We start from the raw sequence: 15,060 nt of genomic DNA, 5'->3' as shown, positions 1-15,060 counted from the left end.
GACGCGCATTGCAGTGACAATCCGGTAGATAGGACACCCCGTGGGGCCTCCAACCGGCATTTTTGACGTCGGCGGTCGGCGGCTGGTCACTCCGCCGATTCGGGGGCGGTCAGACGAGCTGAAACTGATCGGCGCGCTGGTGACCGGGGTGGCCCAAGGGCGCGGGGGCGTGCTGGTCATCGAGGGGCCGCCGGGCATCGGAAAGAGCCGCTTGCTCACCGAGGTTCTGGGGCTCGCCGAAAAGGCCGGTGTCCGGTCACTATTCGGCGAGGCGTTCGAGTATCAGCAGACGGTTCCATTCTTCTCACTGTTCATGGCCACCCTGCACGCCGATCCCCCGGTGGGAGACGCCGAGGCGCTGCGCCGGCTGGGCGGCACGGCGGATCTGCGCTACTGGGTGGTGCGCGATCTGGCCGACGCGATTCATGCGGCGGCCGCACAGACTCCGCTGGTGATTGTGTTGGAGGACATCCATTGGGCCGATAATGGCACGCTGTTGGCGCTGCGGTCGCTGGCCGGAGTGCGTCCGGATGCGCCGGTGTTGTGGGTGTTGACCGCCCGCACCGGGGCCGGCGGCCCGGCGGTGCAGGAGACGTTGTCGGTGCTGCACCGCACGAACGCCACATTTGTGCGGTTGGCGGCCATGACGTCGGACGCTGTCGCCGATATGGTCTGTGACGCGGTGCGGGCGAAAGCCGATGCGTCGCTGCTGAATCTGGCCGCCAAGGCCCACGGTAATCCGTTTCTGGTCACCGAGGTTGTCAGCGGGCTGGGCGAGGAGGGTCGGCTCACTGTCGATGGCGGCCGTGCCGGGGCGACCGGAGACGGGCTCCCGCGGCGTCTGGGCGCAACGATGGACCAGCGGCTGGACCTGCTGTCCAGTGAAGCGGCACAGGTGGTGCGGGTGGCCGCAGTGCTGCCGGACCGGTTTTCGGCCGGCTTGCTCGCCACGATGCTGGAGCGTTCGCCGGCATCGTTGCTGTCCGCGCTCGAGGAGGCGGTGCGTGCCGACCTTTTCGTCGAAGATGGTGAGCGGCTGAGGTTTCGTCACGATCTATTGCGTGAGGCCACCCGGCAGTCGTTGCCGCAGTCGCTGCGCCGGGCGATGGAGCGCCAATCGGCGTCGGCAATGCTGGGGATGGGGGCGGCCCCGGCCGAGGTGGCTACCCAGCTGGCACGCAGCGCGGAGCCCGGGGACAAGGAGGCTATCGGCGCGCTGCGGCAGGCCGCTCAGTTCGCGGGTCGCGGCGATGCGAGTGCGGCGGCGGACTTGTGCAAGTGCGCGCTGGAGCTGTTACCCACTGATGACGCTGAGCACGGCTCGCTGGTTGCCGAAACTGTGGAGTGGCTCAACCGGGCCAGCCGCTACGAGGAGGCCGAAGAATTGGCCGTGGCGGCGCTCGCACGGGCGGCCTCGCCCGAGGAGGAGGCGGAGATTCGCCTCCGGCTCCCGACAATCAACATGTACAGCGCCCAGCGGCGTGTGGAAGAGAATCGGCGCGCGCTCGAGTTGAGCGACATCAGCGAGGTCACCCGGGCGCGCCATCTGGCCCTGTTGGCTTACAACCTGTTGTACGACCAACCTGGGCAACAACGTGGGGCGGCCGACGAGGCCGCCGCAGCTGCGGCAGCAACCGACGATCTCGAGTCGAAAATCGTGGCAGATGTCACGCTTGCTTGTCTGGACTGTGCGGACGGGTATGCGGGCCGGGCCCTGCGCCGCCTCGAGCAGGCTTGCGCGCTGGCCGGCGCGAGTGATCCGACGCCAGCCCATGACTTGCTCGCAGCGCACCACGCCAACGTGCTGGCAGTGATCGGTCGGTTGGACGACGCTGCGGCCCAGATCGCCAATGGAACAGAGCAAGCTCGCCGGGAAGGTAACGCGATGGCCCTTGGCATTTGGGCTGACATCGATGCGTGGGTCCATCTCGCAGCGGGCCGGTTGTCCGCAGCTCGTGCCGAGGTGGAATCCCTGCCACGCTCGCCGAGGACAGGCGCGACCGACCTGGACATGATTCGCCTGGCGCTGCTGGCCGAAGTGGCGGTCCATACCGATGATCGAAACCTGCTGCAGCAGGTGGCCAATGACGCACGTGCCGCCTACCCAACCGGCGCCTCTGTGGTACGTCGGGCGGCGGCGCAGGTGCTCGCATTGGCGGCGTGGCAGCGCGACGACGTCCATGACGCGATGCGCTGGCTCGGCGGCATCACCCTTCTGGGGACACCTCTCACACCTGAGGTCTTCGATCTGGTGATCCTGAGTGCGCGGGTTACCTCGGCCGCCGGCGATGCCGGCCTGCGCGCGCGCGTCCTGCAGGCCACCGAGGCGCTGGAGCGTGAGCGGCCACCGCTGCCGCTGTTCTCGGGAGTCGCCCGATACGCCCGCGGGATAGTCGAACGTGACGTCGAGGCCTTGGTGTCGGCGGCGGAGTTGCTTCGCTCGTCGGGGCGGCCGCTTCTTTACGCAAGCGCTGCCGAGGATGCCGGCGGCCAGTTGGCTCGTGCGCAGCGCACTGCTGAGGCGCTTGACCAGCTGAACGCGGCATTTGACACCTACATCGAGCGCGAGGCGATTGCCGATGCGCGCCGGGTCGGCCGCGCGCTGCGCCGACTAGGAGTGGAACGTCGCATCGTCACGCGCCCGCGGGCAAAAACGGGCTGGGACAGCCTGACCGAGTCCGAGCTCAAGGTGGTCAACCTGATTGCCCAGGGCGCGACCAACCGTGACGTCGCGCAACGGCTCCACCTTTCCCCCCATACCGTTAAGACACACGTGCACAATGCTTTCGCCAAGCTGGGCATCGCGTCTCGGGTTCAATTGGCGCAGCTCATCCACGGCACTGATTGACCGACAGCAAATCGGATAGCTGACGGCGGCATGCCTACAATGACATGCACTGCAGCGACAATCCGGTGAACGGTAGGTAGATAGGACACCCGGTGGGGCCTCCAACCGGCATTTTTGACGTCGGCGGTCGGCGGCTGGTCACTCCGCCGATTCGGGGGCGGTCAGACGAGCTGAAACTGATCGGCGCGCTGGTGAGCGCGGTGGCCCAAGGGCGCGGGGGCGTGCTGGTCATCGAGGGGCCGCCGGGCATCGGAAAGAGCCGCTTGCTCACCGAAGTATTAGCGCTGGCCGACAAGTGCGGGGTGCGCACCTTATTCGGTGAGGCGTTCGAATACCAGCAGATGGTGCCGTTCTATTCGCTGTTCATGGCGACGCTGAACGCTGATCCCCCGGTGGGAGACGCCGAGGCGTTGCGCGGACTGGCCGGCTCGGCCGATTTGCGCTACTGGGTGGTGCACGATCTGGCCGACGCGATTCATGCGGCGGCCGCGCAGACCCCGCTGGCGATCGTATTGGAGGACATTCACTGGGCCGACAGCGGGACGCTGTTGGCTTTGCGGTCGCTTGCCAACGTGCGCGCGGATGTGGCGGTGTTGTGGGTGTTGACCGCCCGCACCGGGGCCGGCGGGCCAGCGGTGCAGGAGACCTTGTCGGTGCTGCAGCGCGCGAAGGCCACATTCGTGCGATTGCCGGCAATCGCGCCGAACGCTGTCGCCGACATGGTCTGCGACACGGTGCGGGCGAAAGCCGACGTGTCGCTATTGAATCTGGCCGCCAAGGCGCACGGCAATCCGTTTCTGGTCAGCGAGCTGGTCGGTGGTCTCGGCGAGGAGGGCCGGCTCACTCTTTCCGGCGGCCGTGCGAAGGTGACCGGAGAGGGGCTGCCGCGGCGTTTGGGCGCAACGATGCACCAGCGGCTGGACCTGCTCTCCGAGGATGCTTCGGAGGTGGTGCGGGTAGCCGGAGTTTTGCCGGACCGGTTTTCGGCCGGCTTGCTGGCCGCGATGCTGGACCGCCAGCCCGTCTCGTTGCTGTCGGCGCTCGAGGAGGCGGTGCGCGCAGATATTTTCGTCGAAGACGGTGAGCGGTTGAGGTTTCGGCACGATCTATTGCGCGAGGCCACCCGGCAGTCTCTGCCGCAGTCGCTGCGGCGAGCGATGGAGCGCCAATCGGCGTCGGTCATGCTCGGGATGGGGGCGGTGCCGGCCGAAGTGGCTGCCCAGCTGGCGCGTAGTGCCGAGCCAGGAGACGGCGAGGCGATCGGGGCACTGCGCCAAGCCGCGGAATCGGTTGGCCACAACGACGCCAGTTCGGCCGCCGACTTGAGCATGCGCGCGTTGGAGCTATTGCCCGCCGACGACCCCGACTACGGTTTCCTCGTCGCCGACACGGTGGAGTGGCTCAACCGGGCCGGCCGCTACGACGATGCCGAAGAATTGGCCGTCGTGGCCCTCTCGCAGGCGGCTTCGCCCGAAGAACAGGCCGAGATTCGCCTCCGGCTCCCGGCTCACACCAAGCACAACACCCAGCGGCGCGTGGAGGAGAATCGGCGCGCGCTCGAGTTGAGCGACATCAGCGAGGTCACCCGGGCACGGCATCTCGCGTGGTTGGCCTACAACGTGGCGTTGCAGGACCAAGGTGGGCAACGGCGCACGACAGCCGACCAGGCTGCCGCGGCCGCCGCAGCCACCGGTGATCTCGAGGCCACGATCATGGCCGATGTCACCGTCGCTGTGCTCGACGCAGGTGAGGGGTACACAGGCCGCGCCGTAAGCCGCCTCGAAGAGCTTTCCCCGCCCACGTCCACGAACGACGCGGCCTTAGCTTTTGCCTATGCCGCAATGCATTACGCGAACCTGCTGGCGGTGGTCGGTCGGTTGGACGACGCGACGGCACGGGTCGCCCGCGGCATCGGGCAAGCCCAGCGGGAAGGCAACGCGATGGCCCTTTTTATCTGGGCCGTCTTCAGTGGGATTGTCCACCTCGCTGCGGGCCGGCTATCGGCCGCTCGCGACGCCACGGAGTCATTGCCGCCACCACAGCCGACGGGTGCGACCGAGCCCGACATACTGCGGATGGTGACTCTGGCTGAGGTGGCAGTGCACACCGACGATCGAAACTTGCTGCAGCACATGGTCAACGACGCGCGCGATGCTTACGCCGCCGGCTCAGCCGCGGTGCGTCGAGGAGCGGCGTATGTGCTCGCACTGGCGGCGTGGCAGCACGACGACGTTCATGACGCGATGCGCTGGCTCGGCGAGGTCACCCTATTGGGGACACCACTTTTCCCCCATGCATTCGTTCGGCTGATCTTGGGTGCGCGAGTTGCTCTGGCCGCCGGTGATGCCGGCTTGCGCGCACGGGTCTTGCAGGCCACCGAGGTGCTGGAGCGTGAGCGGCCTGCGGTGCCGCTGTTGGCAGGGCTGGCCGGCTATGCCCGCGGGGTCCTCGAACACGATGCCCAGGCGCTGGTGGCCGCCGCGGAGTTGCTTCACTCGTCGGCGCGCCCGCTTCTGTTTGCAAGCGCGGCCGAGGACGCCGGCGCTGAGCTCGCTCACATCGGCCGTGGCGATGCGGCGGTTGCTCACCTCAATGCCGCATTCGACACCTACACAAGCCACGAAGCGATTGCCGATGCGCGCCGGGTCGGCCGCGCGCTGCGCCGACTAGGAGTGGAACGTCGCATCGTCACCCACCCGCGGGCGAAAACGGGCTGGGACAGCCTCACCGACTCCGAACTCACGGTCATCAACCTCATCGCACAGGGCGCGACCAACCGCGACGTCGCCACCGAACTGCACCTCTCCCCCCACACGGTGAAAACCCACGTCCACAACGCGTTCGCCAAGCTAGGCATTACTTCCCGCGCCCAATTGGCCCAGTTCATGCGCGGCACTGATTGACCGACAGCAGATCGGGTGGTGTGGGCGGGCAGGCCTACAATGGCGGGCACTGCAATGCAGTCCGGTAGACGGGAGACAAAAACCCGGTGGGGCCTTCAACTGGCCTATTTGATGTCGGCGGCCCGCACCTTGTCGCGCCGCCGATTCGGGGCCGGGCAGGCGAGCTGAAACTGATCGGCGCATTGGTGACCGAGGTGGCTCAGGGGCGCGGGGGCGTGCTGGTCATCGAGGGGCCGCCGGGCATCGGCAAGAGCCGCTTGCTCACCGAAGTGTTAGCGCTGGCCGACAAGCGCGGGGTGCGCACCTTATTCGGTGAGGCGTTCGAATACCAGCAGACGGTGCCATTCTTCTCGCTGTTCATGGCGACACTGCGCGCGGATCCCCCTATCGGTGATGCTGAGGCGTTGCGTAGCTTGGGCACGTCTGCCGATTTGCGCTATTGGGTGGTGCACGATCTAGCCGACGCTATTCATGCGGCGGCCGCGCAAACCCCGCTGGCGATTGTGCTGGAGGACATCCACTGGGCCGACAACGCCACGCTGTTGGCTTTGCGGTCGCTTGCTAACGTGCGCGCGGATGTGGCGGTGTTGTGGGTGTTGACCGCCCGCACCGGGGCCGGCGGGCCTGCGATGCAGGAGACCTTGTCGGTGCTGCAACGCGCGAACGCCACCTTCGTGCGGCTGGCGGCCATGACACCGGACGCCGTCATTGACATGGTCCAAGACGCCGTGCGGGCGAAAGCCGATGTGTCGCTGTTGAATCTGGCCGCCAAGGCGCACGGCAATCCGTTTCTGGTCACCGAGCTGGTCGGCGGGCTGGGCGAGGAGGGCCGGCTCACTCTCTCTGGCGGCCGTGTGAAAGTCACCGGGGACGAGCTGCCGCGGCGCCTGGGCGCAACGATGCAGCAACGGCTGGACCTGCTGTCCGGCGAGGCCTCAGAGGTGGTGCGGGTGGCCGCCGTGTTGCCGGACCGGTTCTCGGCCGGGCTGTTGGCCGCGATGCTGGAACGCTCACCCGCGTCGTTGCTGTCGGCGCTCGAGGAGGCGGTGCGCGCGAATCTTTTCGTCGAAGACGGTGAGCAGCTGAGGTTTCGGCATGACCTGTTGCGCGAGGCCACCCGGCAGTCGTTGCCCCAGTCGCTGCGGCGAGCGATGGAGCGCCAATCGGCGTCGGTCATGCTGGGGATGGGTACGGCCCCGGCCGAGGTGGCCACCCAATTGGCGCGCAGCGCTGAGGCGGGAGACCGGGAAGCCATCGATGCGCTGCGCCAAGCCGCGCAATCGGTTGGCCGCGGCGATGCGAGCGCGGCCGCGGACTTGAGCAAGCGCGCGCTCGAACTACTGCCAGCCCACGACCCCGACTATGGGCCCCTCGTCGCCGAGACGGTGGAGTGGCTCAACCGGGCGACCCGTTATGACGAAGCCCAAGGGCTTGCCGACAGCGCGCTCGCAACGCAGCTGTCGCAAGACGACGAAGCCGAGATTCGGCTGCAGGTGGCCGCTGGGACCGAGGACCCGGAGCAACGCATTGCCGAAATCCGTCGCGCGCTGCAGTTGGTCGGCATCAACGACATCACCAGGGCACGCCACCAGTCGTGGGTTGCCTACTTCGAGGTGGTCAATGGCCTGCAGTCGGACGCCTCGGTAGTGAGCCTGGCCGCGGCCGCGGCAACGGCGACCGGTGATTTGGAAGCCCGGATCGTCAGTGACACCGCGCTTGCCCTGATCGACTATCAGGATGGATATGCAGTGCGCGCGCTTCGGCGCATGGACGAGGTGGAAGTGCTGTCGCGCGACGGCGAGGCCACCTTCGGCGCCGTGTATGCGGCCAAGCGCCGCGCGGGTCTGGTTGTTTGCGTGGGCAGCTTGGAGCAAGCCCGCGCGCTGGTTGCCGAGGGTACCGAAAAAGCGCATCGCGAACGTAACGCGATGGCGCTTCCCGGCTGGACCCACCTGAGCGGGATGGTTCATGCTGCGGAGGGCCGTCTGGCCGATGCCCGTCGCACCATCGAGGCTTTGCCCCGGCGCGAATGGGCGAACAGTACCGAGGTCAACATTGAGCGCATTCTCGTTCTAGCTGAGGTGGCCGTGCGGACAGGTGATCGAAAGTTATTGCAAGGCCTAGTATCTGAGGCGCTCGGTTTGTGTTCGAGCACCTCTCCGTTGTTGTCCTGCGGCGCGGCTTACGTGATCGCTCTTGCCGCGTGGCACCGCGGCGACGTTCACGATGCGGTGCGCTGGCTAGGGGGCCAGAACGTGCGTGTAATCACACCCCTGTTTCCCAACGTGTTCGATCAGCTCATCTTGATGTCACGGGCGGCCATCGCGGCCGGCGACGCCGGACTGCGCGCGCGGGTCCTGCAGAGCATCGAGGTGCTGGAACGCGAGCGCCCAGGAGTGGCGTTGTTCGCGGCGGTCGCGCACCAGGCTCGCGGAATCCTGGAGCGTGACGCCGATGCGTTGTTGGAAGCGGCCGACGCGTTGGGCACGTGGCGTCCGCTTCTTCACGCGGGTGCCGCCGAGGACGCCGCGGGCGAACTAGCGCGCGCCGGACGCGACGCAAAGGCCATCGAGGGCCTCAATAAAGCATTCGACGCTTTCGTGGAATGCGAAGCGATCGCCGATGCCCGCCGAGTGGGCCGCGCGCTGCGCCGATTAGGCGTGGAACGTCGCATCGTCACCCAGCCACGGGCCAAAACGGGCTGGGACAGCCTCACCGACTCCGAGCTCAAGGTCGTCAACTTGATTGCACAGGGTGCGACCAACCGCGACGTCGCCACCGAGCTGCACCTCTCCCCCCATACGGTGAAGACCCACGTCCACAATGCATTTGCCAAACTGGGCGTTGCCTCGCGTGCCCAGTTGGCACAGCTCGTCCGCGGCGCTGATTGACCGACACGTCAAATACGCGGCCGCCTAGTACTGCATCCATGCGGCCCTAAACATCAACCCTCGGGCGATGGTTTTGCGCGGTCCGCGCGATGACCGTAGTAGTCGACAACTGATCAAGTGCTCACCGAGCGACGATCGAGGCGCAGCCGTACGCCCCGCCAGTGAGCCCACCAGGGGAAGAGCGAACAATGCTGGACGCAGCATGCGAAATGCTGGCGGTGACGTTCCGGGTGGCCGGGTACGCGATGGTGTCACGGTGACCGCGAGCTGGCTCAGCCCGATTGCCGATTCCGCACGCCGCGTTATCGATGCCGGCACACAGGAACGACGCGCGCGCAGTGGTCAACTTGCAGCCACGATCCAGCGGTTGAGTGCCAGGCGGGCACGAAGACGACATGAGCAATGGGAATTCAGGGCATGGCTGCAGATAACCGCAGACCCTCTTTGGTAGACGTTGTCGGCCACCCCGATGGCCTGACGATGTCCGAATCCAGTTGCGATAGCACAACCAATCACGCTCAAACCTGAGCGACGGTTTGATGATTCAGAATCGGCAACGGCTCGCGTCGCTCATGAGCGAATGCTGTTGTTGTCACGGCCGCGTTCAGCGCTTCGGCCTAGTACTAGACCCCTTCGGCCCTAAACATCAATCCTCGGGCGATGGTTTTGCGCTGTCCGCGCGACGACCGTAGTAAACGACAACTGATCACGTTCTCACACCAAAGCGATGGCGTAATCACGCCACACCGTTGCGGTGAGCACACAAAGGAAAGAGCGAACGATGTTGAATGCTGCGCATGGGATGCTGGCAAAACTGCCAGTGGCATTCGGTGTCGCTGGGTACGCGATGGTGTCCCCATGACCGCCGTTCACATCAGCTTGATTGACGAATCAGCAAGCAGCACTGCATATCCAGAGCGCGCCATGTCTGGTAACGAAGTGACGACGCCAAAGACGCCACCCATGCGAAGCAGCCGCAGGCGAATGCCAGGCGCACGCCAGTCGCTGGCCTGCCATCGCACAGTTACCACCAGCGATGGCGTCTCGCTGTCGGTTCGCGACTGGGGATCTCACACCGCCGCTCATACAGTCGTGCTTCTCCACGGCTTTTGCTTGAACAAACAGTCCTGGGATATTCAGATGGCGCAGCTGATCCGTCGCTGGGGCAACAAGGTTCGTATCATCAGTTATGACCACCGCGGTCACGGTGACTCGGGCAATGCATCAATGCACACATACCGGATCGACCGACTGGCCAACGACCTCGCCGAACTGCTGGTTGCGCTTGGGGTTACGGGCCCGCTCACCCTGGTAGGGCACTCAATGGGCGGCATGACGGCCTTGGCGTATCTTCGTCGGCCAACGAGCAACCGTCCCGTTGAGCCGGAGAGCCTTGTTCTCATCGCGACCGCCGCGGGAAATCTCGGCTCACACGGCCTCGGCCGGCTGCTGAACACCCCCGCGACAAGCATGCTCTACCACCTCGTCCACCGCATGCCTCGCGCAGGTACCGATGGGATAGTTCAATTCCTCTCCCGACCGGTGTGCGCGGCGGTAACCAGGCGTGGCGGATACGGTGAAGCCGCTCCGAAATCGTTGGTCGCTAAGTCAGCGGCCACTATCAACACCACGCCCTCGACGACCAAGGTCGGCTTCCTACGCGGTCTAAAAGACTACGACTGCTCTCATACGCTGGGCTTCATCGTTGCCAAGACGACCATCATCAGTGGAGGAGCGGACAAGCTCACCCCGATGTGGCACGCCCGCGAGCTCGCCGACGGTATCCCGGGCGCAACCCTCATCCACCGGCCCACCGCGGGGCACACGCTTTTGCACGAAATCCCCCAGGTCGTCACCGAAGCCATCAGCTCCGCCATCGCCGCCGGTGGCGCGGCTCTGGCGTCCGTGCGGTCGGAAAACCCGCCAGCCGGCGACTACCACATCGACCATTGCGATTCGGCATCCAAGGCTTCATCCGTCGAAGTTGATGAGCGAGCGTCATGACCCGGGCAGGCAGAACCTCCGCCTTACGTCAGCTGATCGATTTCGACGTCTGTGCGGGTGCCTGTGCAGTCGCCTTACCGGACCCTTCAGTCGACTATGTCTTCAGCGCAACGCACACGCAGCTCGTATTGACCAGTCCGTCAAGAACGGGGTCGTTAGGTATACACCGACCCCGCACTAAAGATCACCCGCTGGTCGATGGTGGCGGCGGTGCCGGGCTGCCAACGTAGTCATTGAGCTCTGGATCGCCACGATATCGCCGCCGTCCTATCACCGGCTTCGAGAGCAGCGACGAGACAGAGGAATTGAGGAAACGATGATGAGCACGGTGTTGGGAATGTTGATGATGCTGCCGGTGGTGTTCGGTGTCGGCGGATACGTGTTGGTCAACCACCGACCATGAGACCCCCAAGACGACACCGCGGCGCGCGCCGGCGCCCCCACGGCGTCTCTACTTCGAGATGCCTACTCACTCCATGTTGAGACGCGCATGATCAGCGCGCGCTGCGGTGTCATGGGGCGCCAGGGACATTCCATCGATGGGAAGAGGAGAAATACGGTGAGCGGCCACAACCTGAGCGCGGCTCACGAGGAAATCCTCGAGCCGTTGGCGCTACGCTGGTCCGCCAGCCCAAACGGGGACGGCCAGCATGCGCCGAACGTAACCGCGGAGAACGCATCTGATTCAATTGGGTCACCGCGATTGCGGGGCATAACCAGCCCGCCCGGCCCTGCGGGAAACGATTGGGATGGCGATAGGCCCACGCCCGACCACGACGCGGCAACGCCGAACATTTCCGTTCGAGCGCTCGGTTCAAGGAATTGGCGCGGTTCGGACGTGACCGGCACAGCCGGGCGTCGCGACAGCGGCCCCGGAGAAACTGCTGCGCGAGCAATTCTGCTCGGCACCAAGCTACATGTTCCGGCCATCGGGCCCGACCTCGTTCAACGGACCGCTCTGCTAGACGCATTGTCGGAGGGACGCCGCCGCAAGCTGACTCTACTGAGCGCGCCGGCTGGCTGGGGCAAGACGACAGTCCTGGCGCAGTGGGCCCTGAGCGCGGGTGAAGACCAGCGGTTTGGCTGGCTGTCGCTCGATACGTCCGACAACGACCCGGTGTGGTTTTGGATGTACGTGGTAGCCGCGCTGCAGCAGGTCAGTCCCGGGATGGGGATTCGCGCGGTCGAACTCCTAGCGATGGGCGCCGACCCAATGCAGGTCGTGCTGCCTACCCTGCTGAACGATCTGGACACGATCGCTGAACCGATGGTGCTCATTCTTGATGACGCCCACCTGGTGGTGAATCGAGCGGTTCATGAGCAGCTCGCATTCTTCATCGGCCGGTTGCCGGCGGATCTTCACTTGGTGTTGGCGACCCGATCTGACCCGATATTGCCGTTGGCCCGGCTGAGGGCCAGGGGCGATCTTGCCGAGGTGCGAACAGACGATTTACGTTTCAAAGCGAGCGAAGCGCAGCATCTGCTGAACGATGTATTCGGGTTGGGTCTGGCAGACGCGGACATTCAATTACTGCACCAACGCACCGAAGGGTGGGCTGCCGGGCTCTACCTTGCCGCCCTCTCGCTGGCCGGGCGTGCTGACGCCACGGCGTTCATCAAGACGTTCGCAGGCGATAACCGCCATATCGTCGACTACCTGATGGCCGAGGTGCTGGACGGCCAGCCACCGCACGTGCGCAGCTTTCTGTTACGTACCTCGCTCCTGGAACGACTCAGCGGACCGCTGTGCGACGCGGTGCTGCAAACGTCTGGTTCTGCCTCGGTCTTGGAAGAGATCGAACGCGAAAACCTGTTTGTGGCACCGCTGGACATGTCGCGCCGCTGGTATCGCTATCACCAGCTGTTCGCGGAGTTGCTGCGCACCGAGTTGCGTCGCAGCGAGCCCGACCTCGTCGCCGATCTGCACCGACGGGCCGCGACCTGGTTCGAGGAAGAGGGGCTGATCGATGAGGCGCTACGCCACCTGATCGCCGCCGGTGACATCGCGCGCAGTGCTGATCTGATCGCCGCGGACTGGGTCGACGAATTCAACGGCGGCGGCTCCTCGACCATTTCGGGTTACCTCGATCTGCTTCCCCAGGAGACCGTTCTACAAGATTCGCGGCTGTGCGTGGCGCGGGCCTGGATCGCCTTGAACGCGGGTCAACTTGACGATGCCGCCAAGTGGATCGACGCAGTCGAGACCGAATCCCCGGATGACGGTGACGGCATCAGCGCTCAAGCCGTCGTGTTGCGCGCCACTCACTCCTTCAAAAAGGCCGAAGTCGCCGCTGCGCTTGATACGGCTCGCCGGGCGATCAGCCTCGATCTCGGCGTAGCGCCCCAGGGTCAAGCTAGCGCTTACTCCGTCTATGGGTCCGCGCTCTACTTTGCGGGTAGCACCCACGAGGCGCAAGGCGCTTTCCGGCGGGCCGTACGGCTGGCCGAGAAGGTGGGCGATCGTCGCACCCGCAGCTACGCGTTGGGCTATCTGGCGCTGATTTCGGCCGAGCAGGGTCAGCTCGCAGACGCCGAACTGCGGATCCGTCGGGCATCCGGTAGCTCCCGGGACCTGGCCGACGGGGAGCACTTCGTGGACGTGATGGTGTCGCTCGCCGCGGCCGAGGTCCTCGCCATGCGTGGTGATGCGGCCGCAGCGGTGGCCGCCGCCGACATGGCCCTCATGTCGGCCCGCCAAGGTGGTGCGATCCTCGAGATCGCCAAGACGTTGCTGGTCAGGGCGGATGTCTTCGAGCACCTCGGTGACCACCAGACCGCGAAGGCCATGCTCGAAGAGGTGGAAACCCTGATGCGCGATTGCGCGGACGCTGGCATTGGCTCGCCACTGCGCGCTTCGGCGCGGCGGCGCGCGCCCGTCGCAGTGACTTCGCGCCACGAGGGTTGCGCGGCCGGTGAGGCACTGACGCCCAAAGAACTCGAGGTCCTTCGGCTGCTCGCTACCCGGTTGTCGCGACGTGAGATTGGTGCGCGGCTTTACGTTTCGCTCAATACCGTGAAGACCCATCAGCGCGCTCTGTACCGCAAGCTGTGCGTTGAGCACCGCGGCGCTGCGGTCAGCCGGGCGCGAGAACTCGGCCTGCTGTAATGGCCTGCCCGGGCCCTTGCCGGACAGTGCTGAACCTGAATCATGGCTCCTGAGAACGCCTCTCATTAATCACCCGGGTGAACAGACGGTCGGGGTGAAGACGATTCACCCTACGCGGGTGCAGCCTCATCGAAGAGCAGATGTCGGCGGGCTCATGAACATAGCTAAAGAGCACCGCCCCGGCCGCCGCCAGGGGGATCGGGAAGGGAACCAGGACGTGCCTAGAGGCTTCGAGGCCAAAAGGGTCGCCGCCTGCGCCGGCGATGCCGCCATGAGGCCGCAAGCCTCGGTCAACGCCGTCGATGGGAACGGCAGCGCCGTCACCGGTGGGCGCGCCGGAGCCGGTGCCGGCAGGCAAATCCTGCTGCGGGCATTTGGGCTTCTGGCATCGTGGGCGATCGGACTACTGGTTGCGGCTTGGATTGTTCCCAGAGTTTCGTTGTCGGTAGCGGGATTCATCGTCGCGGTAGCCGTGTTCGCGGTAACGCAGGCGATGCTGTCCCTATCAATCTTGAAGTTGCCCAATCGGTACGCGTCGCTGCTCCTTGGGGGCACCGGCTTAGCATTGACGATCGTCGCGTTGATCCTCGCGTCGGTATCGACACACGGGCTCACTATTGTCGGCATTGCATCCTGGCTAGCCACGACGGTTGTCGTGTGGCTCGTGACAACGATTGGGGCAATCACGCTGCCCGAGTTGCTCATCCGCGACGGGCCCGACTCGACCTGACCACATACACGCCTGTGCTAACGGATGTACGTGGGGTGGTTCGTGTCGAGATTGTGCATGTCGGGGTCCGCGCTGTGAGCAAAAATTTTGACATCTCGTCCAACAACGGAAGGAGCGGTGATGGGAGACACTCATGACGATCCGACGGATCACTCCCGGACCACGCAACCGCACGCGGGTATTACGATGAAGGACAACTTTTTCTGGCCGGGGTTGATCCTGCTGGTCGTAGCGACGGTCGCGCTGATCAGCACGGCGGCAACCGCTGCCTACCGGCATTACGAATGGCTTTCCACCACGGTGCTCATCGCCGTTCTCGCCGCGGTCGCCGGAACGCTGTGGTTCGTCATGGAGAATCGCCGCGTGACCCGCATCGATGCGCAGTGGGACGCCGCGCACCCAGGTAGTCGGACGCTTCCGCGCACTCGCTGATCACAACTGAGCCCTCGACAGTGATGTCCAGGGACGTCCGAACCGCAACATCCGCGCAGCGACGTGAGATCGCCGGCCGGCTATACGTCTCGCTCAATACCGTAAAGAGCCACCAACGCGCGGGTGTACCGCAAGCGCCGCGTCGA

7 protein-coding genes are annotated in these 15,060 nt (G+C 65.3%); all 7 read left to right on the top strand.

Annotated features, from left to right (window positions below; all coding sequences use genetic code 11):
- The first annotated feature begins 40 nt into the window (after positions 1–40).
- The 7 genes from AC5Y4F_RS09375 (at position 41) to usfY (ending at position 14,914) form a co-directional block, all read left to right on the top strand.
- Positions 41–2,848 (top strand): helix-turn-helix transcriptional regulator, encoded by a 2,808-nt coding sequence (locus tag AC5Y4F_RS09375; RefSeq protein ID WP_499996188.1) that lies wholly within the window; start codon positions 41–43, stop codon positions 2,846–2,848.
- A 92-nt stretch (positions 2,849–2,940) separates the two neighbouring features.
- Positions 2,941–5,751, top strand: coding sequence for a helix-turn-helix transcriptional regulator (locus tag AC5Y4F_RS09370; protein ID WP_082947496.1), 2,811 nt, complete (start codon positions 2,941–2,943; stop codon positions 5,749–5,751).
- Positions 5,752–5,837: 86 nt separating this feature from the next.
- The gene (locus AC5Y4F_RS09365; RefSeq protein WP_499996182.1) at positions 5,838–8,642 is read left to right on the top strand and encodes a helix-turn-helix transcriptional regulator; all 2,805 of its coding nucleotides are present in this window, start codon (positions 5,838–5,840) and stop codon (positions 8,640–8,642) included.
- A gap of 858 nt (positions 8,643–9,500) precedes the next feature.
- Complete coding sequence (locus AC5Y4F_RS09360) at positions 9,501–10,646, top strand: alpha/beta fold hydrolase (RefSeq protein ID WP_156749952.1); 1,146 nt, start codon at positions 9,501–9,503, stop codon at positions 10,644–10,646.
- An 838-nt stretch (positions 10,647–11,484) separates the two neighbouring features.
- Complete coding sequence (locus AC5Y4F_RS09355; RefSeq protein WP_499996178.1) at positions 11,485–13,752, top strand: winged helix-turn-helix domain-containing protein; 2,268 nt, start codon at positions 11,485–11,487, stop codon at positions 13,750–13,752.
- A gap of 217 nt (positions 13,753–13,969) precedes the next feature.
- Positions 13,970–14,482 carry a hypothetical protein gene (locus AC5Y4F_RS09350; RefSeq protein ID WP_499996174.1) on the top strand — a complete coding sequence of 171 codons (513 nt, stop codon included), beginning with the start codon at positions 13,970–13,972 and terminating at the stop codon, positions 14,480–14,482.
- Between the two features lie 120 nt (positions 14,483–14,602).
- Positions 14,603–14,914 carry a protein UsfY gene (usfY, locus tag AC5Y4F_RS09345; RefSeq protein ID WP_197520482.1) on the top strand — a complete coding sequence of 104 codons (312 nt, stop codon included), beginning with the start codon at positions 14,603–14,605 and terminating at the stop codon, positions 14,912–14,914.
- Positions 14,915–15,060 lie beyond the last annotated feature (146 nt).

Source organism: Mycobacterium sp. NGS56 (assembly GCF_059812425.1).
Note: the sequence above shows the minus strand (reverse complement) of the source record. Positions and strands in the feature narration are given on the sequence as shown.